This is a genomic window from Rhizobium sp. WYCCWR 11146 (genome assembly GCF_013591995.1).
GTDB lineage: Bacteria > Pseudomonadota > Alphaproteobacteria > Rhizobiales > Rhizobiaceae > Rhizobium > Rhizobium indicum.
Genome location: NZ_JACCEY010000016.1, coordinates 327,651 through 351,688, shown reverse-complemented (window position 1 = coordinate 351,688; position 24,038 = coordinate 327,651). Strand labels below are relative to the sequence as shown.

Annotated in this window: 32 protein-coding genes; 5 read left to right on the top strand and 27 right to left on the bottom strand. The window is 59.3% G+C overall.

The window, feature by feature from the left end; all coding sequences use genetic code 11:
• Window positions 1-18: 18 nt before the first annotated feature.
• From HX899_RS11650 to HX899_RS11615, 8 genes are all read right to left on the bottom strand, one after another.
• Window positions 19-1,182 carry a hypothetical protein gene (locus HX899_RS11650; protein WP_181292497.1) on the bottom strand — a complete coding sequence of 388 codons (1,164 nt, stop codon included), beginning with the start codon at window positions 1,180-1,182 and terminating at the stop codon, window positions 19-21.
• A complete protein-coding gene (locus HX899_RS11645; protein ID WP_181292496.1) occupies window positions 1,182-1,583 on the bottom strand; it encodes a hypothetical protein in 402 nt (133 codons plus the stop codon). The genes HX899_RS11650 and HX899_RS11645 overlap by 1 nt, the downstream gene beginning before the upstream one ends.
• 114 nt (window positions 1,584-1,697) lie before the next feature.
• Window positions 1,698-3,074, bottom strand: coding sequence for an AAA family ATPase (locus tag HX899_RS11640; RefSeq protein ID WP_181292495.1), 1,377 nt, complete (start codon window positions 3,072-3,074; stop codon window positions 1,698-1,700).
• 267 nt (window positions 3,075-3,341) lie between these two features.
• Window positions 3,342-5,741, bottom strand: a complete 2,400-nt coding sequence (locus HX899_RS11635; protein WP_181292494.1) for a bifunctional DNA primase/polymerase — start codon at window positions 5,739-5,741, stop codon at window positions 3,342-3,344.
• The gene (locus HX899_RS11630) at window positions 5,710-5,982 is read right to left on the bottom strand and encodes a hypothetical protein (RefSeq protein WP_181292493.1); all 273 of its coding nucleotides are present in this window, start codon (window positions 5,980-5,982) and stop codon (window positions 5,710-5,712) included. Before HX899_RS11630 ends, HX899_RS11635 begins: the two co-directional genes overlap by 32 nt.
• On the bottom strand, window positions 5,979-6,158 hold the full coding sequence (locus HX899_RS11625) for a hypothetical protein (protein ID WP_181292492.1): 180 nt from the start codon (window positions 6,156-6,158) through the stop codon (window positions 5,979-5,981). Before HX899_RS11625 ends, HX899_RS11630 begins: the two co-directional genes overlap by 4 nt.
• Before the next feature lie 424 nt (window positions 6,159-6,582).
• Window positions 6,583-7,188: a hypothetical protein gene (locus tag HX899_RS11620; protein ID WP_181292491.1), complete on the bottom strand. Its 606-nt coding sequence runs from the start codon at window positions 7,186-7,188 to the stop codon at window positions 6,583-6,585.
• A 184-nt stretch (window positions 7,189-7,372) separates the two neighbouring features.
• Window positions 7,373-7,606 carry a hypothetical protein gene (locus tag HX899_RS11615; RefSeq protein ID WP_173883609.1) on the bottom strand — a complete coding sequence of 78 codons (234 nt, stop codon included), beginning with the start codon at window positions 7,604-7,606 and terminating at the stop codon, window positions 7,373-7,375.
• A 732-nt stretch (window positions 7,607-8,338) separates the two neighbouring features.
• On the opposite strand from HX899_RS11615, the gene HX899_RS35010 reads away from it, so the two are divergent.
• The gene (locus HX899_RS35010) at window positions 8,339-8,533 is read left to right on the top strand and encodes a hypothetical protein (protein ID WP_138386981.1); all 195 of its coding nucleotides are present in this window, start codon (window positions 8,339-8,341) and stop codon (window positions 8,531-8,533) included.
• 103 nt (window positions 8,534-8,636) lie between these two features.
• On the opposite strand, the gene HX899_RS11610 is transcribed toward HX899_RS35010, so the two are convergent.
• Complete coding sequence (locus tag HX899_RS11610; RefSeq protein ID WP_138330460.1) at window positions 8,637-8,834, bottom strand: hypothetical protein; 198 nt, start codon at window positions 8,832-8,834, stop codon at window positions 8,637-8,639.
• A gap of 254 nt (window positions 8,835-9,088) precedes the next feature.
• Here HX899_RS11610 and HX899_RS11605 point away from each other — a divergent pair, with 254 nt between their 5' ends.
• Complete coding sequence (locus HX899_RS11605; protein ID WP_171598428.1) at window positions 9,089-9,235, top strand: hypothetical protein; 147 nt, start codon at window positions 9,089-9,091, stop codon at window positions 9,233-9,235.
• A 100-nt stretch (window positions 9,236-9,335) separates the two neighbouring features.
• Here the strand turns inward: HX899_RS11605 and HX899_RS11600 are convergent, their stop codons facing one another.
• On the bottom strand, window positions 9,336-9,782 hold the full coding sequence (locus tag HX899_RS11600) for a GNAT family N-acetyltransferase (RefSeq protein ID WP_138330459.1): 447 nt from the start codon (window positions 9,780-9,782) through the stop codon (window positions 9,336-9,338).
• A 196-nt stretch (window positions 9,783-9,978) separates the two neighbouring features.
• On the opposite strand from HX899_RS11600, the gene HX899_RS11595 reads away from it, so the two are divergent.
• Window positions 9,979-10,719: an SIMPL domain-containing protein gene (locus HX899_RS11595; protein ID WP_138330458.1), complete on the top strand. Its 741-nt coding sequence runs from the start codon at window positions 9,979-9,981 to the stop codon at window positions 10,717-10,719.
• Between the two features lie 146 nt (window positions 10,720-10,865).
• Here the strand turns inward: HX899_RS11595 and HX899_RS11590 are convergent, their stop codons facing one another.
• The 4 genes from HX899_RS11590 to HX899_RS11575 all read right to left on the bottom strand — a co-directional run bounded on the left by HX899_RS11590 (window position 10,866) and on the right by HX899_RS11575 (window position 12,791).
• Window positions 10,866-11,210 (bottom strand): hypothetical protein, encoded by a 345-nt coding sequence (locus HX899_RS11590; protein WP_138330690.1) that lies wholly within the window; start codon window positions 11,208-11,210, stop codon window positions 10,866-10,868.
• A 176-nt stretch (window positions 11,211-11,386) separates the two neighbouring features.
• On the bottom strand, window positions 11,387-11,692 hold the full coding sequence (locus HX899_RS11585) for a hypothetical protein (protein WP_105006826.1): 306 nt from the start codon (window positions 11,690-11,692) through the stop codon (window positions 11,387-11,389).
• Between the two features lie 209 nt (window positions 11,693-11,901).
• Complete coding sequence (locus HX899_RS11580; RefSeq protein WP_181292490.1) at window positions 11,902-12,324, bottom strand: secondary thiamine-phosphate synthase enzyme YjbQ; 423 nt, start codon at window positions 12,322-12,324, stop codon at window positions 11,902-11,904.
• 113 nt (window positions 12,325-12,437) lie between these two features.
• Window positions 12,438-12,791 (bottom strand): DUF1428 domain-containing protein, encoded by a 354-nt coding sequence (locus HX899_RS11575; protein WP_138330456.1) that lies wholly within the window; start codon window positions 12,789-12,791, stop codon window positions 12,438-12,440.
• A gap of 213 nt (window positions 12,792-13,004) precedes the next feature.
• On the opposite strand from HX899_RS11575, the gene HX899_RS11570 reads away from it, so the two are divergent.
• Window positions 13,005-13,691: an HAD family hydrolase gene (locus HX899_RS11570; protein WP_138386978.1), complete on the top strand. Its 687-nt coding sequence runs from the start codon at window positions 13,005-13,007 to the stop codon at window positions 13,689-13,691.
• Between the two features lie 122 nt (window positions 13,692-13,813).
• On the opposite strand, the gene HX899_RS11565 is transcribed toward HX899_RS11570, so the two are convergent.
• From HX899_RS11565 to HX899_RS11555, 3 genes are all read right to left on the bottom strand, one after another.
• Complete coding sequence (locus HX899_RS11565) at window positions 13,814-14,485, bottom strand: DUF922 domain-containing Zn-dependent protease (RefSeq protein ID WP_171598429.1); 672 nt, start codon at window positions 14,483-14,485, stop codon at window positions 13,814-13,816.
• A 3-nt stretch (window positions 14,486-14,488) separates the two neighbouring features.
• A complete protein-coding gene (locus HX899_RS11560; protein ID WP_138386977.1) occupies window positions 14,489-15,709 on the bottom strand; it encodes an MFS transporter in 1,221 nt (406 codons plus the stop codon).
• A 137-nt stretch (window positions 15,710-15,846) separates the two neighbouring features.
• Complete coding sequence (locus HX899_RS11555; RefSeq protein WP_138330689.1) at window positions 15,847-16,566, bottom strand: Crp/Fnr family transcriptional regulator; 720 nt, start codon at window positions 16,564-16,566, stop codon at window positions 15,847-15,849.
• A gap of 133 nt (window positions 16,567-16,699) precedes the next feature.
• Between HX899_RS11555 and HX899_RS11550 the strand changes: the two genes are divergently transcribed.
• Entirely contained in the window at window positions 16,700-16,945 is a 246-nt protein-coding gene (locus tag HX899_RS11550; protein WP_129419782.1) for a DUF6894 family protein, read from the top strand.
• Between the two features lie 163 nt (window positions 16,946-17,108).
• Here HX899_RS11550 and HX899_RS11545 read toward each other — a convergent pair whose 3' ends face one another.
• The 10 genes from HX899_RS11545 to HX899_RS11500 all read right to left on the bottom strand — a co-directional run bounded on the left by HX899_RS11545 (window position 17,109) and on the right by HX899_RS11500 (window position 23,982).
• Window positions 17,109-17,342, bottom strand: coding sequence for a DUF6894 family protein (locus HX899_RS11545; RefSeq protein ID WP_129419781.1), 234 nt, complete (start codon window positions 17,340-17,342; stop codon window positions 17,109-17,111).
• Window positions 17,343-17,417: 75 nt separating this feature from the next.
• On the bottom strand, window positions 17,418-17,816 hold the full coding sequence (locus HX899_RS11540; protein ID WP_138330452.1) for a DUF427 domain-containing protein: 399 nt from the start codon (window positions 17,814-17,816) through the stop codon (window positions 17,418-17,420).
• An 83-nt stretch (window positions 17,817-17,899) separates the two neighbouring features.
• Window positions 17,900-18,592 (bottom strand): B3/4 domain-containing protein, encoded by a 693-nt coding sequence (locus HX899_RS11535; RefSeq protein WP_180193709.1) that lies wholly within the window; start codon window positions 18,590-18,592, stop codon window positions 17,900-17,902.
• A gap of 3 nt (window positions 18,593-18,595) precedes the next feature.
• A complete protein-coding gene (locus HX899_RS11530) occupies window positions 18,596-19,492 on the bottom strand; it encodes a DMT family transporter (protein WP_181292489.1) in 897 nt (298 codons plus the stop codon).
• 82 nt (window positions 19,493-19,574) lie between these two features.
• Entirely contained in the window at window positions 19,575-20,381 is an 807-nt protein-coding gene (locus HX899_RS11525) for an AraC family transcriptional regulator (RefSeq protein WP_181292488.1), read from the bottom strand.
• A 79-nt stretch (window positions 20,382-20,460) separates the two neighbouring features.
• The gene (locus HX899_RS11520; RefSeq protein WP_181292487.1) at window positions 20,461-21,258 is read right to left on the bottom strand and encodes an APH(3') family aminoglycoside O-phosphotransferase; all 798 of its coding nucleotides are present in this window, start codon (window positions 21,256-21,258) and stop codon (window positions 20,461-20,463) included.
• A 107-nt stretch (window positions 21,259-21,365) separates the two neighbouring features.
• Window positions 21,366-21,527 carry a hypothetical protein gene (locus HX899_RS11515; RefSeq protein WP_018074046.1) on the bottom strand — a complete coding sequence of 54 codons (162 nt, stop codon included), beginning with the start codon at window positions 21,525-21,527 and terminating at the stop codon, window positions 21,366-21,368.
• A 109-nt stretch (window positions 21,528-21,636) separates the two neighbouring features.
• A complete protein-coding gene (locus HX899_RS11510; protein WP_181292582.1) occupies window positions 21,637-22,740 on the bottom strand; it encodes a DUF930 domain-containing protein in 1,104 nt (367 codons plus the stop codon).
• Window positions 22,741-22,775: 35 nt separating this feature from the next.
• Entirely contained in the window at window positions 22,776-23,513 is a 738-nt protein-coding gene (locus HX899_RS11505) for a DUF930 domain-containing protein (protein ID WP_181292486.1), read from the bottom strand.
• Window positions 23,514-23,688: 175 nt separating this feature from the next.
• Window positions 23,689-23,982 (bottom strand): GYD domain-containing protein, encoded by a 294-nt coding sequence (locus HX899_RS11500; protein ID WP_181292485.1) that lies wholly within the window; start codon window positions 23,980-23,982, stop codon window positions 23,689-23,691.
• Between the last annotated feature and the right edge of the window lie 56 nt (window positions 23,983-24,038).

The following is a 24,038-nucleotide window of genomic DNA, read 5'->3' as shown; positions in this document are numbered from 1 at the left end:
GCTAGCGCCGACCGGACATCAGGCGGCAATTTTCTGTTCTGATGGTGCGAATTCCCGCCGCGCAGTCTCGTCGACCTCGATTAGCGCGTCGATCGCCGCATCGATCACCGCCGTCCCGCGCTTCTCGGCATACGCTGGTGCAAGTCCCATAGCGACGCCGATATCCTTCGCAGAGGCATCAGTGATTGCCATGTCGAGAACCTTGGCGTTCCGACCAAGCCTGCTTCTGAGATGTTCGACATAGTCGATCGTCTCGACTAGGCGCACGAATTCAGGCTCTCGGCCGGCTGGCGCCGATATTTCGCCGGTCGGCTTCGGTTGCTTCACTCCTCCGATCCATTGTTCCCCAGCGATGAGGCCGTCTGGGCAGCGAGTAGCCTTGATTGGCAACTCATCAATGCGCACGCTCCCGTCGACACCGAACTGTTGCAGCAACTGGCGAGCTTCGGCGGTTCCGTACCGACCATGCCTGTCTTTCGCGTTTGGAGCCTCTCGCGGCAATGGTGAGTAGCAATCATGGATCGCTGGTTCACTTGATATGGGCTTGGCATACGGTATCGCGGTAAGTGGCGAAACGGCGCCACGCAGTTCAATGTAGGACCATATTGCGCTTTCCGACCGGGATGACTTGCCGCCGCCTTTGATGCCCCGAGAGCGTTCAACCGGCTGCAGGGCCGCACCCTTCCTCGTCGAGCCCCATTGCTTGAGATCGCCGTCCCGAAACAACAGATCGCCAAGACGCGCCTCCAGAGAGCCATTCCTGTTGGTGCGATATTTAGGCGAGACCTCCTGCGTCGGCTCATACGTATTGACCATCTCACCCGTGAAGGCCCAGCGCTCGCGATCGATAACTTTCCAGCCGGCCGCGCCAAGAAGCTCGGCCTCCGACGGCCGGATTTCAATTCCTGTCTCCGGATCGTATTGCCCTTCATCGGCAACCACGATTTCTCGCGGAAAGATCATGTCACGCCAATGCCGAAGAGCATACAGGCGGACGACGTCACCGCGATGAGCCAGGCGCTCGAATGCCGGCCAAGCCAGTAGCGCGCGGGCTGGCTTGTTGTCGTTGGCAGGGGCGACGAGTTTAGGCGCCTTCTTGGGTTTGGCGCTCACTGGGGCGGTGTGGGTCGCCAGGAGCTCAGAAAGTCGGGAAAGGTCGCGGTGCTTTTCGGGTGCTGACATCACTTGCTCCACTTCGGTTTCGGGTCGGGAATGCAGTCGATCTCCTCAGACAGCATGGTCGGTACGCCGTGCGGCCATTCGGCCAGGATTGCGGCCTTTCGTCGGGCAAGTCGGAAAGCATCTTGCCGAGCATCCTCAGCCGCTGTCCGGGTGACGCATAAGGAAAGATCGTATTCGCGAGCCTGCTTAATCTTATCCCGCTCCTGCTCCAGATCTGTGATCCGCAACTGCAGTATTTCGATCGTCCGGTGCGCATCGACCAAGTGCCTGCGATAATGATCGCCGCGCATCCGAGGGTCACGGGGCGCCGTGCTGTCAGCTAACAGCGTGTACATCGCCGACTTGGCTATTGCGCTCTCGCGGCGCGCGGATTCCTCCGCGGTTCGAATCCGTCTACTCATATGCTCTGCCAATTCGGATGTGGATCATGGCTGCGTACACCTATCAAGGATCAGCACTATATATAGTGGTTTTTCGCCAGAATCACAAAGGCGCACACTGCATATTGCGTCACCTCAGACCTTGATCATCAGCAAGTCTCGGCTGGATCTCGTGACCGCGCTATAAAGCCACCGCGATCGGTGGTCGCGAAAAACGTCGCTCTCGTCGAACACGCAGACCCTGCCCCACTCAGACCCCTGCGACTTGTGCGCGGTGATCGCCCATGACCATTGCGCGTATACTAGAGGCGCTGCCGCGTTCTTCTCAACGCGTTCGCGGGCCTCGAACTCGGCATGCCCCTCGAAGGGGAGCTTCCAAAGTGAAGCGCCACCGATGCGAACTGGCTTGCCGTCCAATGACGTGATCGTTACAGGGTGATCTATGGAGCGATCGTCTCGGCTGTATGGCTTAATCTCCCCTTCGCGCGTCCTGTCTTCTTCCACGCGAATTTCGGCGCCATTTGCGATGAAATGCTCGTCGATGAAAATGTTCCGATAGACAATCAGCTTCTCAACCCTTTCTCCGACGGGGAATATATGCCGGATGCCGTGCCTGCGCTTCATGTAATCGTTAATAGCAAAGCGGGTGACGTTCCTGCCGCATATGATCTGATCGAAATACTCGGGATATTCTACACCGGCCTTCTCGAATATCTTCTCGATGTTTCCCCGACACCCTCTTGCGTCCTTGTAAACAACGTGCTCGCCATCTCTCTTGGATTCACCGAACTCCGGAATCTCGCCCCGCCTAACTATTGTTGCTAACTCAAGTATCGACGAGTTGCCGTGCTGACGGACGACATTCTCCAGCATCACGTCCGCTTCATGGGTATCTGTGACAAGAGAAGGTGGCGGATTGCTGCCTTCGACTGCCGGAAGCTGACCAGGGTCGCCAACCAACATGATAGGCAACTCGAGCGACAGCAGATCACTATAAGTGTCGTTTCTTATCATGCTGCACTCGTCGATGATGACGATCTTCACGCCAGAGCCGATCGCTGTTGTCCCCCTGAAAGAAAACTGAGGTTTCGGTCGAGATGATGAATCGTTCATCTGAGCCTCAACTGCGGCGAGCCGCCGCAAATACGCGGAACGGTTTTCAAGCGAAATCGCCGTTAGCTTCGCGCGAATGCTGAGTGCCTCACGCTCAAGGGCTTCGTAGACAGAATCATCCTCGCCGGTCTGAGTGTAGAGGGCCTTGTGGATCGTTTTCGCGTCGTGACCCTTGCTGATCAGCACTGACGCCGCCTTACCAGTTGGCGCCAAGAACAGCACCTCTGATGGGTCGACATTGAGCTCTTGAAGGAGAGCCTGCTGGACGGTGGACTTTCCGGTGCCCGCATATCCGAATAGCCTGAATACCTGTTGTGTTTCTCGGCCCTTGACGAACCATGCCTTTGCCTTGGCGATGGCCGCCTTTTGATCCATCGATAGGACGATCGAATTTCTCACTACGCTCTCCCTCACTTGTTCGCTGTTTCCGAAGTTTCCCAATTTCCCACACAGTGTGGAAAGGGCTAGGATTTTGGTGGGTGAAAACTGGTTTTTCGAGAATTTGGGAATTTGGGAACTGAGAGAAAAAAACACATACATATAGGTATTATCTATATGATATTATTATGTATTTTCTCTAAATTTTCAGTTCCCAAAGTTTGGGAACTTGCCGTACACTTGGGAACTGAAAGGCCGTTTTATGCCACTTCAGTTCCCAAGTTCCCGTCACTCCTCGTTGCCTTGGGAACTGTTCAGCATCAGCTTTGAGCCGTCCCCATCCTCTGAAATGTCGATGACGTCGCCGGAGGCATACAGCCAAGCCATTGCCGAAGTGTAGTCTGACATAGTTGCGTGTTTAATATCCGCCAGCCTCATCAATCGGCTTCGGTACAGTACTCCGTTCTTTGCCTTTCCGAGCGCCGCCAGTATGGCGTTTCTCAGTTCCTCCTGTTCGGAGCCAGCCATGTTTTTGACCCCGGCTTCCATGATGCTTATCGACTTAAACACGATGGCCCAGCCCCACTGCACGTCTTCGACGGTTACGAAAGGTCTCCATGGATTGCGGCTGATGGCGCGCAGCGTGGCGAGACGGATTGTATTCTCCGCCGCACGACCGCGGATCTTGCTTTCCGTGTCATCCCATGCTCGGCTGTGCTGCCAGAGGAAGACCTCCTCCCAAGCCCTATGGGCGGTACTTCCAATGCCATCATCAAATGGGACACGGTGCTTCACCTTCGCTGACCTTCCGGGCATCTCTACTTTCACGGGAAAGCTCGTCACAGCTTTCTGTAGGTCATGGACAATCGAAGCCGGCGGCGAACTGTCGGCACTGAGGTCTGGTGGCTTTACACCGTCAGGGTGCAATGAGGACTCGACGAAGACGAACCGATTCAGGAACCCGTCACTGACGCTTTCCTTTGATACCCCCTTGTAGAGCGTTTCTGCCGTCGTCATGCTGAGCACGGTCAAAGCAGGGCCAATGATGGGTGTGTCGTCCTTTTTGGTGTCGGCTGAGGCATATGCCTTGCCGTCGAACACACCGTCGGCCTGATCGTAGACGCTGAGCAAGAACTTCCGTATTGATGAAGCCGCAGGGTCTTGCTTCTTGGAGTTGACGCCCTGGAGAGTGAGACCAAACTCGTCCATCACAGCCACAACGGATGAGTTCCTGCGCAGTATTCGTTCGAAGGCAGCGAATGACGTCGGATCAGAATTTGAAACAACACCTCCCGGAACAGCCTTATCCGCCAAAGCTCGGATGGCGCTCGGAGGCCTGCCCTTACCGCCAGCAGTCCTGACGATCGTTGTTGCAAAGATATTGACGCCCGAACGGGTTGGTGTAAGCGCGCGACTGCCAAAGATCCCAGCCATGAGTGCCACAGATGAGGCCAGGGATAGTTCCGCTACCTTCACGACCGACGTCGATGTTATCCACTTTGCAATATCAGCGATCAAGCCACCTGCGGCCGATGGATTGTAGGGATCTGGGTGCATCGCTGGCGTTGCTGGCAACAGACTGTTGTTGTCGTTTGCTGGCACCATCTCTCGCACCGGCGCCGCAGCCACCCCAGCCTCTGGGCGCTTGTGCTTGTTCCCACTGAGAGCCCTGGCTATGAGCCCTGAGTACCTTTGTGAATCTGCTGGCGGCCGCTCATCCCCTACCTTTGAACGCAGCCAGTCGGCCGCCTCCGTTGGGCTCACTCCGAGAGCGACGGCGGATATGTCGATCGGGTTGAAACCCTTGTTTCCGTCGGCGTAGTCGACGATGCCCTCAGGCGAAAAGCAAAGAGACAGACCGCGCTTGGAACCTGTTTTGCCAGTTGACGAGGTCGACGGCCGGAAGTCCGCGCGGGCCAAATATCCTTGCTCATATGTGCGCGTGCCAGACAGACCGAGTGCAGGCACCCAAACGCCAAGGTTGGCCATCGCCTTTGCCTTTAACTCTGCCCAGATCCCATCACCTGCGGGTGCACGCGGTTCCGTAGGCTGGTATTCGTGTTGAGTGGCCCCCTCCCTCGGCTGGATCAGCGGCACACCATGAGCGGCCAGATATTGGCCAGCCGCGGAAACAAAGGCGTCGATCGCCTCTGCCGTAATTTCGGGAAGGTCATCAATGTGAATATCGAGCGGCGATGAGCCGATCCACTGATATGGAAGGCCCGTTTCGGGGTGATCGCCAAACCCCAGTACCTGCTGACCATCGCCCATCACTTCGACTTGGCATTTTATCCCGTCCACCATGTACGCCTTCGTGGTGCACTTCTTCCTCACCTCGGTCGCGCGGAAAAACAGGCAGATTTTGGGAGCCTTGCCGACTCGGCGTAACGCGCGATCGGCGCCAGGAATAGCCTCGGCCATGGCCAGCAGGGCTGCGGCCGTTTCAGGATCTGGGGCGTCGATGTCCAGCGCAACTAGAGCGCCGCACAACAGGCCGGTGTTTTGATATGCCGGATTGGAAGCTGTAAGGGCCGCTATGTCTTTTACCGATGCAACTGGAGTTCTCCATCCGGTGACATCAGAGATCTTGCCTCTGGCGAGAACAGGGTGATAGCCGTTTTCGAACAGCGCTAGGCGAATTTCCAGGGGAGAAAGATCAGGCTGTCCGGCTGTAGAGATGCTGTTCACTATGAAGTTCCTTTACAACGAGATGAGCGATGGCCTGGCGGGCCGATGGGGCAAGCGCGGCCGTGAGCGATCCGTTGCCGGATTTCGGTGGATAGACGTTTAGACGTCCATCCACCGCCTCGATTAGTTGCAGGTCGAACAATTTGATTTCCGGATTTACTTCCAGGCTGAATGCTGCCAGGGCGCGAAATCCTTGGCGTGACGGCGGGCCATACAATCGGCGGATATCTGAGATTTTCACTTCGTCGCGCCTGTATTGCGTGCCGCAACAGCCAAGCGCTGCCACTCAGAAAAGATCCGATCGCCTCTCCCGTTTTCTGGCAGGTAGGAATGCCAGTCCTCGCCATCGGGAACCTTCAGTTGTTTTCTCAGGTCAGATACAAAGGCATCCAACGTTGCCTGTTCGTTATTGCGCAAAAAATCCTCCTTTCCGGCAAGAAGCCGGTCGGCAAAATGTTCAATTGTGATGCGTTCTGTATTGTCGGCAGATGCTCGACAAATGTCCAGAAATTGGGCTCAAATAACCGCCGTGGGCGGGGTTGGGTGCAAGCTGGCGCTGAAGCGCGGGGGCGGCAAGAAGGGTTCGGTGGGACTTTGGCGCCGAAAAACATAAGAAGCAGGCGGAGTAATTTCCGGTCCCACTTTCTGCCAACTCATTGATTTTCGGGATTAGTGGTTAGCCCTCCGGGCCCACCACTCCGCTGCAATGCCCTGTGTAGCCGGACGCGAAATTCCGGAATTTTGACACTAGGTTTCGGAATTTTGAGGTTTCAAAAGACGGGCATGGCGAGCGTTTGAAGCCCTGTCCTGAGCCGCACAAACCGCCCTTCGCCGGGCGTACTCATTTTTCGTGCAGATCTGGATGCGTCGTTCCCGGCACGCTCGTTCGCAAGGAATCCTGCAGAAACCCACAGGTCTTCTCAAACTTTCCCCGATGGTCGAAAGGATTGTCGGATGCACGCCATCCGCTTCCAGACTTCAGCTCCGAGTTCGGTGAACGATTCCACAAGTGCATTAGGCCTTCGGCGTCCGGCCCGGTAATCGCGAAGTCCATATATGTAAGTTTGTCGATCAACCTTGTCACGTCGGGATGGTCAAATGAATGTATCTCAAGCTTGTGGGCAAATTTGTTCCGGATCTGAGCTATTAGCTTCAAGGCTTTGCAGGCGCCCGATCCGACTATGCCCAATGCAAAAGCGATATCCACTCGTGCAGTGAAAGTGCTGAGCGGCCCATATCGCATCGGGTCGAATAGACGATCAATTGCCTGTGGATCAGAATGCATTCCAGGGAAATAACGTTCAATTGCTGATCGCAACTGCTCCTCGACGACGGTCACGTGAACAATGGCAATCGAGCGGTCCGCCTCGCGGCGAGCCTGCCTCACCGCTTCGCCTTGAGCGGTAACAGCATTGTATATTGCCTCTCCTCCGTAGGCCTCGATCATTGTGTTTCTTACTTTGGCTTGAAGTGCTTCAGACCAAGCTCTTTGCTCTTCGATCGACCAGGTTGGCGGCTGAGGCTGCTCGCTTTCTTCACCACGCGCTAAACGCTCTGCGTGCTCTAATAGACTGCCTGCAGGCGTACTATCTCATCGTCCAGTTCGGCAAGCCGTGCAGCGGTAACCTCTGTCATCTAAGCAACCCGAGCGACTTAGCTGTAGCCTTTGTGATCGTGCGCAGCGACGCGTTCGATTTCGCCATCAACGGCACACTTGTGCCAATGAACTGAGCATTCTGGTCGATATCGTAAGCGCAGGGATCAGCATAAGCGATGATCTGCACGAGGCCGCCAGCAAGTTCCTGTCCGTTAAGGTCCATATCGGCCGCTGCCTCACCGCCCCATACTGATAACGCGACGGCCAAAACCCCATATCCCGCGCAACGCATAATTACCCCCAACGATCAACGCTTTCGCGTTGGTACCAACTCCGCTGGAAATAGAATAGGTCAATTCGACGGGCGTAATTTGGCATCCGCTGAATAGCTGCCGAATTTCCCTGTCGCAGGTTGTTCTCCCCATAAACTTAAGTTCTCTACTGGTTGGAAGGACTTGCGACAGGACTTCTGCCTTGTTTTCCAAAGCCCTGTTCGTTGCCGCTTGCTGTTCTTTTGCCGTGGAACCCAAGCGTTTCAATGCGACCTGACCCGGTGTGCGCAGGATATGGCATCCGCGCCTCAAGGCGCCTTCTTCCAATGCAAGCTGCTGGCGCAGATGGCGGATGTCCTGGAGCAGTGTGCCTATTCGGCCGCCTTATCTCCTTTGCGAAAGGCTACCACCTCGGCGAATTCGTCGCCGACCGGGCTTGACCTTCGCTCTGGATTCATGGCCGCACCCATGAGCCTCCTACCTACTCCAGATCGGCAATCGAGCAGGGTAAATGGGACCTCTTCGACAGGCTGCGGCTCCCCATATCGTCGATGTCCAAACAAACATCTGTAGGCGTGGCCGTGGCAACCTTGATCGTGGCAGCGAGCGCTGGCGAAGGAGTTTTCAGCAAATAACAAAATCTTGATCGACAACGACAGTTATCAGGTCCCTCATCGGCACTACTTGCCAGGATTATAGGGACACTTTGGACAGTGAGGGGTGGGGAGATGCTTCAAACTCGCAAATTATCGGCAGCCATAGCAGCCGTCTTCGTCATTGCCATGTCGGCATCGGCCTGCACCACGAGCCCAAACGACTCAGTGCAGACGGGTTCGGTCGGCTATACCGCTCAGAGCGCCGACTTTGCCCTTCGGCCTGCCTGCCGCAATGGATTCGGCAACGATCGTCCGTGCAGCTATTAGCGCTGGAGAATTAGAAGTCTGATTGCCGCGATAGTTCGCCTCCGGCGATGGCCAGTATCACGCGACTTCGTCCGGCGGCATCATGCCCGATCGGCGCACATTCCTAATAGCTACAAGAGCGTCCATCGCTCGGCCTGAATCCACCCCCACACGCCGGATTAAGCGGCTGACGCTCATAATAACCGCCATAACCGCCGCCGATCGACGAGGTTTGATCGGGGCTTGTTGATGTGCAGGCCGAGATGATCGAGGCAAGGCTGATCAGCGTTCCGGTCGCGATAAATGCGAAAAATCGGTTCATCTGAGCTTCTCCTTCGGAGGGGATGGTTTTACCCCAAGCGGGCAATCTACCATGCCACGGCGAATACAGACGAGGATTTATAGCGGCCGACCGCTCTCGGCGGCCGCTTCTAACGCCAATGTGATCGCCCTTTAGGCCAGTTTCGCCCAAGCCATGCACCGTCACATAACTGTCATGCAAAATTGCCCATTGTTATGGCAGCCTGGGCAAAATATATGCTGCCGGCTAACAAAAAAAAGAATGAGTGAACTGCCATGAGTGCCATACATAAACTTTTCAACCGCAATCTCCTGACCCGCTTCGTCGCTGGTCTCGGTGCGGTTCCCCAGCGCATTCGCAACGCACGCGAAGAGCGCAAGCCCGCCATCCACCCATCCTTCATGGACGATTTCGGCGCCTAGTAGGACAATTCGCGAGTCAACCGACTCGTCTGCCCCCGCAATTACGTCCTCCAATGTCATTTCAGTTGATATCTGATGGGAAGCCGCCAGCGGCTTCTGATCAAGTTGCGGCGGAAAATTCCTTCCGGAACCAGATCCGGTCAACGGGCCGGCATCCCGCATGCCCGCTGACCCTGCCGAATTCGACATATCCGAGCTTCGGGTAAAAATCCGGGGCCTGGGTCGAGAGCGTGTCGACGCAGGCCGTGACGGCGGCGCGGCGGCGCCCTTCTTCTTCCGCCGCCGCCATCAGCTTCCTGCCGATGCCGCTCAGGCGCAGCGATTTTTCGACCCACAGATTGCCGATGAAAAGAACAGAGAAGGAAACGGACGCCGTTATTCCGGCGATAAGCCTTCCATTTTCCCGCCAGACGATGGCGAAGGCCTCGCGTCTGATCTCAGCGCTCTCGTTGAAGGCGTTCAGGCCATCGGAAATCGCGGTGGCGATCTCTGACGGGACGGGATCGAGCGTTTCGAACATTGCTTCCTCGTCGTCGATGATCGCCATATGATAGCGAGCCGTCGGTTCCGGTCCAGCCGTTTCGGCTCTTAAGGGTCGGCGGACGTCCTCCGGGTTCAGCTCCAACGCATGCGCCCCTTAGATTTTTTTCTCGCTACGCATGCGCCTGTCTTTTCCGCCGTAATAGCTTCACAATCAACCGACAGAAAGCTGTTCCGGGAAACGACAACCAAGGAATGAAAACATGGCGCCGATCTATACCAGAACTGTCCTGATGACCGCCCTTCTGGCCCTGCCGCTCGCCGCTGCAGCGCCCGTCTTCGCGCAGGATGCAAAGCCGCGCGAGCCGGTGATTTCGGTGACCGGCGATGGCGAATCCTCCGTCGCTCCCGATATGGCCATCGTCAATCTCGCCGTCGTCAAACAGGCGAAAACCGCCCGCGAAGCGCTCGACGAAAATAACAAGGCGATGAACGACGTGCTTGCCGCGCTGAAGAGCGGCGGCATCGCTGAGCGCGACCTGCAGACCTCCGGCTTTTCCATCCAGCCGCAGTACAATTATCCGCAGCCGGTCGACGGCCAGCAGCCGCCGCCGCAGCTGATCGGCTACCAGACCATCAATTCGGTCACCGTCAGGCTGCGCGATCTCGCCAAGCTCGGCGCGGTGATCGACCAGTCCGTCACCCTCGGCATCAACCAGGGCGGCGAAATCCAGTTCACCAACGACAAGCCGGACGCCGCGATCGAAGAGGCACGCAAGGCCGCGGTCGCCGATGCCGTCAAGAGGGCGAAGACGCTGAGCGAAGCCGCCGGCGTCAAGCTCGGCCGCATTCTTGAGATCAACGAGAATGTGCCGCGCGCAATGCCGCAGCCGGTCTATCGCGCCACGATGATGAAGGAGGCCTCCGACGCCGCCGTTCCCGTCCAGGGCGGCGAGAACAATTACAATGTCAGCGTCACCGTGACCTTCGCGATCGAACAGTAAAATGAAAGCGCCGCGCGTCTTTTCAGATGCGCGGCGCTGTAAAAAGATTTTCACAAAGAAAACCGCCCTTGCCGATCCGGGGAGACGGGCAAAGGCGGTTCTTGGCCGCCACATCGGGGAGACGGGGCGGCATTTTCTTCTAACGATTAGCGGCGCAGGGCGGGGCAACCGCGCACATTGCCGAAGCTCATTTCACCGGGACCGCGACGCGTCCAGCCCTGGACGATCACGCGGCGCGGCGTGATGTCGACGACGCGCGTGCGGCGAAAGCCGTAATCCCGGGCGAGGTTTTCGGCGAGCCGCGGATCGCAACCGCGCGACGGCCGGCCGTAGCCCTGCCCCGGAGGCGGGCGGCGGTAATCCTGCGGCGGACCACGGTCCGGCTCGCCAATAATGATATTCAACTGGGCGGCGGCCGGGACCACCGTGCCGGCAAGCGTACCGGCTGTCAGCATGACGGCAAGACCCGCCTTTGCCAGAAACTGCATCATCGAAAAACCTTTCGTTTGAAAGTCGGTGCGGTCGAGCCGCCCTCCCCATTGGTCCGCATCACGCCGAAGCGTCATTTGGGAATCACTCATACAGGTCAGAGAAGAGACGGCTGAAAGTGTCACCGTCAAGGCAAAACAGACCGGAAGCGCCGCTTCGGCGCCTCCGGCTGCAGTCCTCAGCGCCGGATCAGCGGGCAGCCGCGGACATTCGCGAAGGTGATCCTGTCCCAGCCGCGGCGGTCGCGCCCGGCAACGACGACGACGCGCGGCGACATGCGGGTGATGTGGGCTCTCCGCAGGCCGAAATCACGCGCCTTGCGCACCGCGTGCATCGGCGAGCAGCCGCGGATCGGACGATGATATTGCGCCTCGACGACAAAGCTCGTCTGCGGCCCTGCGGCTGCCGCCGTCGAAACAGTGGCCGGAATAGTGCAGAGGGCGAGCAGAGCGGCAAGCGAAGCCTTGGTCAGGAAATGCGTCATGTTGTGTCTCCGTCGATTGGTATTCCCAAGCTCTCCCTTCAGGGATTGTCTCGACAGTAAACGTTGCAAAATGAATGGTGTTCGAACCGGGCATTCAGTTTGCATTCACGAGCATGATGCCGAAAAGTGTCAGCGGTTTTCGGACGACATCATGCTCGCCTTCTTCGATTTAGATCCGGATGATCATCCGGATCTGGAATTAACCGATTTCAACCGCTGAGATGCAGCACGATTTCGCGCCGGTGCGGCCGGTCGCGATGTTCGAAAAGATAAAGGCCCTGCCAGGTGCCGAGCATCAACCGCCCATCGGCAACGGGAATGCTGATCGAGACCTGCGTCAGCACCGCCTTGATATGCGCCGGCATGTCGTCCGGCCCCTCGGCCCTGTGCACGACCCAGCCCATGTCAGGATCGGAGGCCGGCGGCACGAGGCGGCGGAAGAAGGCGAGGAGATCGGTGCGCACGTCAGGATCGGCATTTTCCTGGATCAGCAACGAGCAGGAGGTGTGGCGCACGAAAACGGTGAGAAGCCCCTCCTCCCGCCCCGACGCTCTGACGAAGGCCTCCGCCTGGTGGGTGAACTCGTAAAGGCCCTGTCCGCGTGTGGACAAGGTGAGGATCGTCTGGGGCAAGGCGCTCTCCTGCTTCGAGATGACATCTCTCGCGAGTTGGCGCGCTGCTTGGCACGAGTCAAGCTCGGGCAAAGTCAAGCTTGCCCGGGCAAGTCAATGCTTGCTTCGGGCGATCAGAGCTTGAGCAGCGTCTCAAAGCCGCCGTAGATCATCCGCTTGCCGTCGAACGGCATCTGCCACTGGTCGCCCTTGAGCCTGGCATCGGCCATCACCTTGGCATTGATATCGTCCCGCTCCTGGCGCGAGCCGTAGACGATCCAGGAAAACACCACCACCTCATCCTCCTTCGCCTGCACGGCGCGGGGAAAGGAGGTCAGCTCGCCATAGGGCACGTCATCGCCGATGCATTCGACATATTCGAGCGCGCCATATTCCTTCCAGATCGAGCCGGCGAAGGTCGAGAATTCCTTGTAGGCCTCGATATTCCCCTTCGGAACCGCCACGATGAAACCATCGACATAGGACATCTCGCTCCTCCTCTGCGCGTCTGCGCCTTGTTATGGCGGAGGAGATAGGACGGCGGCCAGGCAGGTCCAGGGACGAAGCGCTCAACCGCCTTTTCATCTCTGATTGCGCCGCTGTCGATCGTCCATTCGACTCGTGAGGTTTGACCCCGATCCGGTTTTCCGCTTTACCGGCTTTGCGGAACAATCCTTTGAGCGAGCATCGGGCGGGACACCATGATTAGAGCGGTCCTTTTTGATCTTGACGAAACCCTCATCGACAAGACCGCTACCGTCTTCACCTTCCTGCCGCTCCAATATCAGCGATTTCGTCTTGGCGAGCACGGTGTCGAGGAACAGCACTACATTGCTGAATTCCTGCAACTGGAGAAGGCCGGCCTGGTAAGAAAGCGCGATCTTTATCCGCGCCTGGCGGAGACATTCAGTCTTCCAAGCGAGCTTGCTGAGGCCCTCTTCCACGACTTCGAGACAGTGTATCCCGGCATGGCTGTTCCCATGTCAGGAGCAAAACAGACCATTTCGGCGCTGAAGCAATCCGGCGTTCTAGTCGGCGTCGTCAGCAATGGCGAAGGCAATGTGCAGCGACCGAAAATCGCGGCGGCGGGACTGAACGAAGGGCTCGACCTGGTGGTCATTTCAGGAGATATCGGCCTTCGTAAACCGGCACGGGAAATTTTCGAGCTGGCTGCTGGCCGTCTCGACCTGCCCGTCGACAACTGTCTCTTCGTCGGCGACAATCCCGAGGCCGATATTCTTGGAGCAGAGAACGCCGGCATACATGCCGTCTATTTCGGCCCGAAAAACGCCTGGCCCGCTTCGCTGCCCTCGCCGCGGTATCGAATAGAGCTGCTGCCGCACCTGATAGCCCTTGTCCGCGATCTGAACGCACCCACCGAGACTTGATAGGGACGAAGCGCCCGCTCCGAAAGGGGATGGCCATGCATCTGGCTGCGGCCTGATAGCCGCACCGGAGCTTTCTGGCTATACCGCTTTGAGAACGTCGCCCGTTATCCGCTTCGGCCCACTCAGGGCCCATTCACCAGCTTGAGGATGAGCTGCTGGATATTGCCGCCGTCACCCATTTCGATCTTGTCGAAGTCGCGGCCGCGCTGGCGCTGTCTTTGGGAGATCTCGCCGAGGCGCCGGGTCAGCTCGATCCTGATCTTCTTGCAATCGGGATCGTCGGCAACGGTGAGGCCGATGCTCGTCACCTCGATCTCCTTGACCATCTCCTTGATGGTCTCGCCATGCACCCGCTCATGCGCCTGCATGCCTGATATGAAGGCCTGCCAGCTGCTCTTCACGGCGGCTGGCAGCTCAGCAGATGGTTTCGGCAGCGTATAGGTGATGATGAGCTTCGGCCGGTTGGTCACGATAACGCAGGCATTGCCCTGCGGTTCGTATTTCCGGGTCCAGGTCAGCTTGAACGTGGTATGCGCGATTGCCCGGCCGAAGCCGCCCGCCTTCGGCCCACGCTCGCCGATCGATGCATAGAGCCCGGCCCCCGAGGTACCTGATATCGAATAGGGCCGCACCTCTTCGACCGCCTGCCACTCGGCCAGTGCCACGGCCGGCACTAAGGCGAAAAACGCGGCCAGCACGCAAGATAGAAAACTTTTCGTCACGCCGATCCCCACCGAATGATGTTTCGGGCCGAACCTAACGGGAGCGGTCGCCGCTTTCAACGCGTCATGCATGTGCTAGCCCTGCAGCGTCTTGACCTTGCTGAGATCGGGGAAGAGCCGCATCCACAGGAGCACGACGACGATCGTGCCGAGCCCGCCTACAACACCTGTGGCGACGGGTCCGAGGGCTGCCGCCATCATGCCGGATTCGAATTCGCCGAGCTGGTTGGAGGTGCCGATGAACAGCGAGTTGACGGCGCTGACGCGGCCACGCATCTCGTCCGGCGTCAAAAGCTGCACCAGCGAGCTGCGCACGACGACACTCACCGTATCGGACGCGCCGATGACGAACAGTGCCAGCACGGAAAGCGCGATATTGGTGGAGAGCGAGAAGATGATGGTGGCGACGCCGAACACGGCGACGGCGGCAAGCATCTTGCGGCCGACATTGCTGCTCAGTGGCCGGCGAGCGAGCATGATCGACATGGCAAGCGCGCCGACCGCCGGGGCCGCGCGGAGAAAACCGAGGCCCCAGGGACCGGCATGCAGGATATCGCTGGCAAACATCGGCAGCAGCGCAGTCGCGCCGCCGAGCAGCACTGCGAAGAGATCGAGCGAGATCGTCCCGAGCATCACCGGCCGGCTGCGGATGAAGGAGACGCCGGCAAAGACCGAGGCGAGCGTCACCGGCTCACGCTTGGCAGGGCTCCATTGCATCCGGATCGAGATGACGTTGAAGCTTGCGACGGCAAAGAGCAGCGCGGATATAGCAAAAGGCGCAACGGGGTGGAGGCCATAAAGCAGGCCGCCGAGCGAGGGGCCGATGATCATCGCCGTCTGCATCAACGAGGTCGAGGTTGCGACCGCCTTCTGCAGCATCGAGGCCGGCACGATGTTCGGCAGCAGCGCCGCCATGGTCGGACGCTCGAAGGCGACGACGGCGCCGAGCACGGTGACGGCGGCAAGGATGCCGGCCGGCGTCAGCCATTGCTGCCAGGTGGCAACCGCCAGCACCAGCGCCGTCACCGCCTCGATCAACTGGCAGACAAGTCCGATGCGCCGCCGATCGAACCGGTCGGCGACATGGCCGACGACGAAGGTCAGCACCGCCATCGGCAGAAACTGGCACAAGCCGACGAGGCCGAGCGCAAAGGCGCTATGCGTCTGGTCGTAGATCATCCACCCCATGGCGATGCCAATGGACTGGAAGGAAAGCGAGGAAAAGACGCGGGAGGCAGCGAAGTTCAGATAGCCGGGGTGGCGAAGAACGCTCCCCGGGCTTTGGGATATGTCCATTGCGATGTCACCGGCCGGCAGCGGTCGCCGGCCTTTAGGAGAGTTTTCAAGATCGGAGCGGTGTTCTGCCCGAATGGGCGAATTGTCAATCGCAATGAAGCGCCGTCACCGGATTGTGTGATGCCTCCAGCCCTGTCCTACCGCGGCTCCCTGAAGATGCTGAGATAGCCGGGATCGAATTCGGCGATTTCCTGCAGGCGTTCCCAGTCGACGATGGTGATCGTCCGGTTCTCCCAGGTGAACACGCCCTCGCGCCTCAGCGCCTGCAGCGTCTTGTTGAGGTGGACGACAGAAACGCCGAGCACGTCGGCCATCTCGATCTGCGTCAACGGAAACTGGAAGCTTGCGCCGCGCGTCCGCTTCACCACCTGCAGCCGCACGAAGAGTTCGCAGACGAGGTGAGCGATATGGGCACGCTTGGAGCGCCGGCCCATGGCGACGATCCACTCGCGGTGGATGGCGCCATCGACCAGCGTGTCGAGCCAGAGCAGCCGGGTCAGGTGCGGCATGCGTTCGGTGATAGCCTTGAGATCGGCATGATCGGCGAAGGCGACATGACAGGACGACAGCGCCACGATGCCGTGATCCATCTTCTTGATCGGGAAAGCATGCAGATCGACGAAATCGCCGGCAACATGCAGTGCGGTGATCTGGCGGCTGCCATCGGCCATCACCTTGTAGCGCGCCGCAAAACCATCGAGCAGCAGCGTGCTGTAGCCAGGCCTGCTTCCTTCGGAGACGAGATCCTCCCCGGCAGCAAAATACCTGTCTTTGACGATGATCGCTCTGAGATGGCTTTCCTCTTCGGCCGACAGCAGATCACGGCTTCCAAGGTTGAGCAGCAGGGATTCAATCACGGGCATGCCCACCGATATCGCTGGAAGCCGGCCCCATTTCGATGCGACCTATATTTTCTATAAGAATCAATGCCTAGCCTCGGGAACAATTGTCTTCATCTGTGATTTCTCCCTGTGACGCGCAGGAAAAAACATGGCTCGCTACTATTTCGATCTACACAACGGGGAAGGTCCCACGCGCGATGAGCACGGCACCGAGCTCAGATCTCGTGAAGACATTCCAAAAGAAGTGACCCGCATCCTGCTGGATGTGGCCCGTGACGAATTGCCTGCGGGTGATCGCATGACCATCGCCATCACCGTCCGCAACGAGAAGGGCGATCCGGTCACGGTTGCCAGTCTCGTCTTCAACAATGAATGGCTCGACGTCTTGCGATAGCGGCGGCCGTTAGGGGCTGCCGCCAGTCACACATACGCATCAATCCGACTCGGTCGATTGCGCGACGCTAAGACCCGCCTTCATAGCCGGCAATTAAATTTGACATAGTCGTTCGATTGCTTGGCGCGATCGACAGGCATTCAGGGCCGGGACGCCCGCGTGGCTATTTCGCAATTTCCTCGAGAATCAGCCGGATTTCCGCAAGCGGTCGCCGGCTTTCATCGAAGAGCTCCACCGACATCATATTCAACGGTGCAGTCGGCAGGCCTTCGGCGGCCATCTCCGCGAGAACGCGCCGCGCCTCCGCTTTGGCAGCCTCGATAGAGTCGAAATCATATCCCGTCTCGGTCGCCCCGGCACCATCCCGATCGAAGAGCTGAAAGTAGAATTTCGGCACGACACATCCCCCGCTAGATGACCCTAACGGCCCGGAAGCAAACATGTTCCGCCGGAACGGCTGCAATGCGTGTCGTCAGAAGGTGCCGGCTTCCGGAGAGGCCATTTCCTCGATGCCGTCGACGCGATCGGGATAGAAGGCGAGATGGTCTTTTATGTTGATGACCGCGGCGTTCGGCGCCTCGTAGGTCCAGACGGCATTCTTCGAGCGGTCGCCGCCCGCAATGATGCTGTAATAGGAGGCAACGCCCTTATAAGGGCAATGGCTGGTGTGGTCGGTGCGCTGAAGCAGCGACATATCCACATCCCTCCGCGGAATATACTGCACCGGCGGATAGGAGGCCTCGCGCAGCGTCAGTGCGTCATGGGTATCGGCGATGGTCTTGCCGCCAAGCGTGACGACGACACGGGAGGGATTGTGCTCGACCGTGATCGGATGGTCCGGCCCCGGAATCTTGATCGACTTGTCTGACATGGTGGTTCGTCTCCAGGAGATATCGGCCCCATGGAGATAGGGCGGCCATGCCGCCGGCCCAAGGCCTCGAATGCCACCTTCGTTTAGAATTCGAAACGCGGCGATTCCACGCTCAGCACCGCCGTTTTGGGTGCCACCGGCCAATGCCCCGCGAGCGCATCCGCAACTGTGGCGACCAGCTTCCCCATATCCTCATCGGCGGAAACATGCAGGGCCTCCGCAACAATCAGCACCGAGCGCGTCGTCTCCCGCACGGCCGAAAGCCCGCTCTGCCGGTTCGTCCAGCGCCGCGCATGCGCGTTTCCCGCACCGTCTGCGAAGATCACCTCGTCCGGCTCCGGATGTTCGATTTCGCCAGCGAAGGTCAGATAGGTCTCGTCACCCCTGGCTCGCCGGACTTCGAGATCGCCGGCGATCTTATCTGTGTCGAAGACGGCGACCGGAATGGCGAAGGCGAGTGAAACCGCATTGCAGAGATCGATGAGCGGATGCAGGCGCGGCAGCGCATGTTCCTGGCGGAAGCGGCGCAGCAGCGCCTCGGACGCGCAGCGATATTGTGTCGGCTTCAGCCCCATACGGGAAAAGCCGCGCCGCCAGGCCTGGATTTCGGGGAATTCGCCTTCCTGGGCTTTGGCCAGCCGGGCCTCGGCAATCGCGCTGAAGCCTGCGATCGCCGCCTCGACATCGGCATCCGCATCGATCCCTTCCGCATGAAGCGTGCCGGCGCGAAGCTCCGGAAAGGCCTGCCATATGGCATCGGAATGGCTGAACTGCATGGTCTATCTCCCTCCGGCAAGTTTCACGGTACGGCTCCCGGCAAAGGCAAGCCCGAGCACGGCCGCAAACACGCAGGCGATACCGGCGATCTGGCTGAACCCGACCGGCTCTCCAAGGATGATGAAGGCAAGGATGACGGCGGAAACCGGAGCCAGCGCCGTAAAGAGCGCGGCTTCCGTACCGCTCACCCTTTCTGCCCCCGCATACCACAGCAGAAATCCGCCCACGGTCGGCACGAGCGCATAATAGACGACGGCGGCGACAGCGCTTGCGGAAATACCATGTGCGAAAGGCGCTTCGAAAATAGCCGGGATGGCGGCAACGATGAAGCCGATGCCGGCCATCAGCGTCGACTGGGCAAGCGGCGCAATCTCCGTCTTCAGTCTTTTGTTGAGCAGGATGAACAACCCCTCGCAGACGACGGCCAGGAAGATCAGCGCATTGCCCGAGAGCGAGCCTCCGGCGGCATCCGGCGTGACGGCGATCGACAGCACACCTGCCGTCGCCAGCGCCACGGCAAGAAGCAGGGCACGCTGCGGCCGTTCGCGCAGCAGCAGGATGGAGATTGCCGCCGACACCACCGGCAGCGTGCCGATGATGACGCCGGCATCGGCCGCCGAGGTCAGGCTGAGGCCGGAGATCAGCAGCGTCGTGTAACCGACACTGCCGGCCCCCGCCTGAATGACAAGGATGAGGCGGTCTTGCCTGGAGAGTTTCGGCAGCCGCGCGCCGGTCGCCCACATCAGCAGAAGAAAGACGGGAAAGGCGATGGCGAAGCGCAATGCGGTGGCGCCGAACGGCGGCAGGCTTGAGGCGATGAGTTTGCTGGCAACGACCGTGCTTCCCACAGTCAGCATCGCCAGCGCCAGATAGACATAACCTTGAACCTGCCTCGACATTCAGCGTCTCCTGTTGGATGCGCCGAGAAAACAGCAGGAGCCTGTCAAGGTCTTGAACGAAATTGCAGGTGAGAGCAGCGGCTCAGAGAAAGGCGCCGGCATAGAGGCGCGGCGACAGACCGTATTTGCGCACGAAGACACGCGTCATGTGGCTCTGGTCGGCAAAGCCGCTCGCAAAGGCCGCTTCCGCAAGCGGCATGCCCTGAGCGATCAGCCGCCGTGCGATATGGATGCGGGCCTGGACGAGATAGGCATGCGGCGTCAATCCGGTCGCCTTGGCAAAACCGCGCAGCACCTGGAAACGGCTGAGCCCGCTTTCCCTGGAGAGATCGGCGAGCGAGACGGCAGCAAGCGGGTCGTCGTCGATCAGGTTTCGAGCCGCGCGGATCGACGCCGGCACCGGTGGTCTCTCTTCGGTACCACAGCGCTCCCGCATGACCTCGGCGACGAGTTGCAGAAGCAGTTCCTCGCAGAACAACCCATCCGCCGCCCTACCGCCGGTCACCGCGCCAAACAGCGTTTCGAAGCGGGCGGCGATCGCCGCATTGCGGATGACAGGATGCGGGATTTCCGATCGCCCTGCCCCACTTTCGCTGATCTCTCGCGACAGACCGGTGACGATGGCGGGATCGAAATAGAGGATGCGCCACGACCGCCCCTCGCCGATCGGCGCGCCGTCATGCACCTCGTTCGGATTGACCGTGATGATGTCGCCGGCCTCGGCCTCCACCATGCCGCGGCCGCTGAGCGATGACTGCGCACCGGCGGAAATCAAGCCGATGCCGAATTGCTCATGGGTGTGGCGCGCGAAGCTGTGATGCGTTTCCGCCGCCACCGCTTCGACGCCTGATAGCGCCGAGCGCAACATCCTGAACTGATTTCTCGCCATCACCTGTCCGCAGGTCCGATCGCCAGCCACTCTGCCAGCCGCAGTGAGATGACGCAATCGTGGCGGCGAGAATGCCTGCCTAGAAGAATTCGTCGAGCAGCTGATAATAATCGAGCCTTGCCGGATCTGGTGCCGTCAATCCGTAACGTTCGAGGAAGGGCTGCACCAGCGCCTCGCCGAAATTATGGGTGACGCTGCTGCAGGCGAGCGCGATATCCTGATAGCGGTCGGCGACGCCGAGACGACTGCAGTCGATATAGCCCGAAAATCCCCTTTCCGACGCGATGAAATTCGGCAGGCAGGCGTCGCCATGGGTGACGACGAGATCCTCGCCATCCGGCCTCTGGCGCTCAAGTTCGGCAAACAAGGCCTCAGCACTCTTTCCAAGCCGCGTCTCGTCAAAATCGGTCTCGTCGACGATGCCGGCCTGCATCCGCGCTTTTGCCGCCGCGATACGCCTCTCCAGCCGATGATCGAACGGGCAGGATGCGATCGGCAGGCGATGCAGGTCAAGAAGTGCCGCAGCCAGCAGTTCAACCCGCGCAAGCGGCGTCAGCACCGGTGCGCTGGCGAGATCACTTCCGGGCAGCGCGCTGATCAGCAACCGGTTGTGCACACTGTCACTATCCTCTGCAATGACACCAGGACAGGGCAGACCAGAAGCCTTGACCCAGCGAAGCCTGGCTGCTTCGTCAGCGAGTTCGCCGAAATCACCGACCTCTTCGACCTTCAGATAAAGCGTCGGCAATCCGAGAGCTTCCAGCCGGAAGACACTTGCGGCGGAGCGGCCGAGCGCATCGCGTTCGAACCGGTAACCGGCCAGACGGGCATCAAGCGCGCCCGCCGACGGCGGTTGATCCTCTTGGAAAATCGACATGATATCTAGAGCCATTGATGCTGGCGCATTATCCCGGCAAAACGGGACAGCGCAAGCGGCGCGATCGCTCTGCGCACATTGGCAGACCGAACGATCCTTCTGCGACCTCAGTGAACGGTTTCGGCTGGTGCGGCTTCGAGAAGGATTTCGAAAGCCTCTTCCAGAGCCGCCACCAGAATATCGGTCAGCTCGTCGCCTTTGTTTTCCAGGAACACCGCGCTCACGGCTTCGTCCTGACGCTCAAAGAAACGCTCGATCTCGTTCGACATATCATCTGTCCTCTACTTCACCGGAATCATCACGGCCATGAAAAGAGGCTAGGTGCGGTTCCTTGCGCGTGGCTTGTTCCCGATGAGACGCAATCCGGGATCGCTAGGACTAGTCACGAATTTCATATTTCGCATACTGACTGCGGGGGATCAATCCACCAACTTCGTAGGCAAACGACACGACTTTCGTGGCGTCCTCATCCAACTCGCAACGGAAGCGAACCTGGTACCAGCCTTTAGCTGTGCCAAAGGCTGCATCCGGCACATCAAGGACGGTCCCGCTTCGCAACCCGAAACTAGGCAATGCGGACGGGAAATAACTCGGCGAACCATGAACCAGTTGGCCCTGAAGTTCGGTAGTGCAAAGCGTGGCCACTCGCTCTTTGCGCGGAAGGCCATCGATCGCAGTCTGCGCAAGCAAATTACCATCTCCCATGCGCGAAAACAGCGTTTTTGCCTTGGGCAGGTCGTTGTTTTTAGCGACCGCTTTCGGCTTTTCAGCGGTCTTCTGCTCCGGCGGCTTGGCCTGCTCGATACTGGTCGTGGCTTCGCCAGACACGTCTGTCAGCGGCCCGTTGGGCTTCGGAGAAACGTCTGTTGTCGCAACCTCTGGAAGCTTCACATCATCTGGCACGGGCTTTGAAGCAGGCGTTTCAGTTTCAGGTTTTTCCGCAGCAGCCTGTGTCGGCATCTGCTCAGGTTCGGCATCGTGCTGCGGCGGAGTTGTTGCGGGTTTGGTTTCGCCTTGAGAAGAATTTCCCGCGAACGATTTTTCGGGGCCGCTATTCCTGTCACCAAACTCGATGACAGGGTTCAGGGTCGGCATAGGCCTCGGCTTAGCTTGCTCGGGAGTCTTGCTGGCCGGCGGAGGTGGCGGAGGTGGTGGTGGCGGCGGAGGCGGCTCCTTCTTGGCCTCTTCCGGTGGCTTCGGCTCCGGTGGCTTTTCCTTGGGCTTGGGCTCCGGCTTTTTCTCCTCCGGCGGCGGGACGAGTTCCACCTTCACGCTCTCGTCTTCGACAGGCTTCGGCTCGATCTTCGGCAGCCCGAAAATGAGAAGAGCAATGATAGGAATATGCGCAACAACGGACGCAACGACGCCCCAGCGGATTTCAGGCCGCTGCTTTCCCGTTTCGTGCTGCGCTTGCGCCGGTTCTACGTCTTCTTCTGTCACAGCAGCGATGTGGCCTCTAAAGCCGGCAGCATCAAGCCACAAAAGAAAAAAACCGCGTGATCGAGCAGCGATGAGGGTTATTGGTCGGCCGCGCCATCGTCGGCCACCAGATTGTGCTCCTGCCATTCACCTTGCGGAATGGCATCGCCGACGAGAAAGGCGAAGGACGCGACCTTGCCGGAGCCGGCATCGAGCTCGCATTTGAACTGGATGTTGTACCACTTGCGTTTGCTGCGGAAGGCGCCGCCCCTGACCTCGACGCTATTGCCGCTGACCTTCTCCGCCGCCATCGCATAGGGCGCAAGCGCATCCGGCGCCATGGCCGGCTGCGCCCGGCGGACCTGTTCCAGCGCCTCCAGGTCACAGAGCTGCAGATTGCGCTCGCTGCCAGCAAGGCCACGCAGCGACTCACGGGCGCGGCGGCTGCGCGGATCGGCAAGGATCTTGTCGGAAAACAGCTGCCTTGCCTCGATGAACTCCGCCGGCTTTGGCGCCGGCAGAGTGATCGGTGCCACAGAAGGCATTGCCGCAGCTGGCGGATTATTTGTCACCGGCGCCGCCGGCTCGGCTTCGGGTTTTGCCGCCTCAGCCTTTGCCTGTTCCGGCGAAGGTGTCTTGGCGGGCTCGGGCATTTTCAGCTGCTCCACGGCCTGCGGGACGATCTCCACCGAGAGACCGTCATCCGGCAATAGCAGCGGCGGCTCCGCCTTCGGCAGCAGTAGCAGCAGAAGCAGGATCGCGATGACATGCAGCGCGAACGACGCCGCAGCGCCTCGCCGGATCCCGTCATCCCATTTGTCCGCCGCCAGTTCCATCGGTCAGGAAGCGGCTGTCGAACGACCGGTGACGATCATGAAACTGAGGAGCGCTTTCATCATGAGCTTGCCGAAAAGTCGGGCCGGAGCCTGCCGCGGAAATTGAAGCACGCCACGACACTGCCAGCGCAGCGAGTGCTCCGCAACATCTAAGATCGACGATCTCCGGCTCCGGCTACCCGAGCGAGCCGATGAGATCCCGGTAGGCGGCCTCCGGGAATGCCTTCAGCGTCTCCGTGCGGACATTGCCGCCCATCGCCAGCGAAAGGGTAAAATGCGCCATGACGGCATCATCGGGCGCCTCGCAGACGGCGACCATGTCATGCCCGCCCATCGTCAGGTAGAATTGGTTGATGGAGCCTCCGACGCTGGTGAGCAATTTCTTCGCGGCATCGAGCCGTTTTGCCGAGTCGCGCACATTGCGGATGCCCTGATCCGTCCAATTGATCAAAAGAATGTAACTGGTCATGTCGCACCTCCTGACGGAGGATTGGCCCACGCAGGTAACGTCGACCCTCGCTCGCG

Excerpts from the sequence above, each read along its gene's own strand:
- HX899_RS11620 (WP_181292491.1), bottom strand. The coding sequence starts at position 7,188 with ATGATCGAGGCCTACGGAGGAGAGGCAATATACAATGCTGTTACCGCT.
- HX899_RS11525 (WP_181292488.1), bottom strand. The coding sequence starts at position 20,381 with ATGGCGAGAAATCAGTTCAGGATGTTGCGCTCGGCGCTATCAGGCGTC.
- HX899_RS11650 (WP_181292497.1), bottom strand. The coding sequence starts at position 1,182 with ATGTCAGCACCCGAAAAGCACCGCGACCTTTCCCGACTTTCTGAGCTC.
- HX899_RS11600 (WP_138330459.1), bottom strand. The coding sequence starts at position 9,782 with ATGGCGATCATCGACGACGAGGAAGCAATGTTCGAAACGCTCGATCCC.
- HX899_RS11500 (WP_181292485.1), bottom strand. The coding sequence starts at position 23,982 with ATGACCAGTTACATTCTTTTGATCAATTGGACGGATCAGGGCATCCGC.
- HX899_RS11515 (WP_018074046.1), bottom strand. The coding sequence starts at position 21,527 with ATGTCGAACGAGATCGAGCGTTTCTTTGAGCGTCAGGACGAAGCCGTG.
- HX899_RS11605 (WP_171598428.1), top strand. The coding sequence starts at position 9,089 with ATGAGTGCCATACATAAACTTTTCAACCGCAATCTCCTGACCCGCTTC.
- HX899_RS35010 (WP_138386981.1), top strand. The coding sequence starts at position 8,339 with ATGCTTCAAACTCGCAAATTATCGGCAGCCATAGCAGCCGTCTTCGTC.
- HX899_RS11570 (WP_138386978.1), top strand. The coding sequence starts at position 13,005 with ATGATTAGAGCGGTCCTTTTTGATCTTGACGAAACCCTCATCGACAAG.
- HX899_RS11645 (WP_181292496.1), bottom strand. The coding sequence starts at position 1,583 with ATGAGTAGACGGATTCGAACCGCGGAGGAATCCGCGCGCCGCGAGAGC.
- HX899_RS11560 (WP_138386977.1), bottom strand. The coding sequence starts at position 15,709 with ATGGACATATCCCAAAGCCCGGGGAGCGTTCTTCGCCACCCCGGCTAT.
- HX899_RS11505 (WP_181292486.1), bottom strand. The coding sequence starts at position 23,513 with ATGGAACTGGCGGCGGACAAATGGGATGACGGGATCCGGCGAGGCGCT.
- HX899_RS11530 (WP_181292489.1), bottom strand. The coding sequence starts at position 19,492 with ATGTCGAGGCAGGTTCAAGGTTATGTCTATCTGGCGCTGGCGATGCTG.
- HX899_RS11565 (WP_171598429.1), bottom strand. The coding sequence starts at position 14,485 with ATGCATGACGCGTTGAAAGCGGCGACCGCTCCCGTTAGGTTCGGCCCG.
- HX899_RS11585 (WP_105006826.1), bottom strand. The coding sequence starts at position 11,692 with ATGACGCATTTCCTGACCAAGGCTTCGCTTGCCGCTCTGCTCGCCCTC.
- HX899_RS11540 (WP_138330452.1), bottom strand. The coding sequence starts at position 17,816 with ATGTCAGACAAGTCGATCAAGATTCCGGGGCCGGACCATCCGATCACG.
- HX899_RS11520 (WP_181292487.1), bottom strand. The coding sequence starts at position 21,258 with ATGTCGATTTTCCAAGAGGATCAACCGCCGTCGGCGGGCGCGCTTGAT.
- HX899_RS11535 (WP_180193709.1), bottom strand. The coding sequence starts at position 18,592 with ATGCAGTTCAGCCATTCCGATGCCATATGGCAGGCCTTTCCGGAGCTT.
- HX899_RS11575 (WP_138330456.1), bottom strand. The coding sequence starts at position 12,791 with ATGTCCTATGTCGATGGTTTCATCGTGGCGGTTCCGAAGGGGAATATC.
- HX899_RS11610 (WP_138330460.1), bottom strand. The coding sequence starts at position 8,834 with ATGAACCGATTTTTCGCATTTATCGCGACCGGAACGCTGATCAGCCTT.
- HX899_RS11590 (WP_138330690.1), bottom strand. The coding sequence starts at position 11,210 with ATGATGCAGTTTCTGGCAAAGGCGGGTCTTGCCGTCATGCTGACAGCC.
- HX899_RS11595 (WP_138330458.1), top strand. The coding sequence starts at position 9,979 with ATGGCGCCGATCTATACCAGAACTGTCCTGATGACCGCCCTTCTGGCC.
- HX899_RS11550 (WP_129419782.1), top strand. The coding sequence starts at position 16,700 with ATGGCTCGCTACTATTTCGATCTACACAACGGGGAAGGTCCCACGCGC.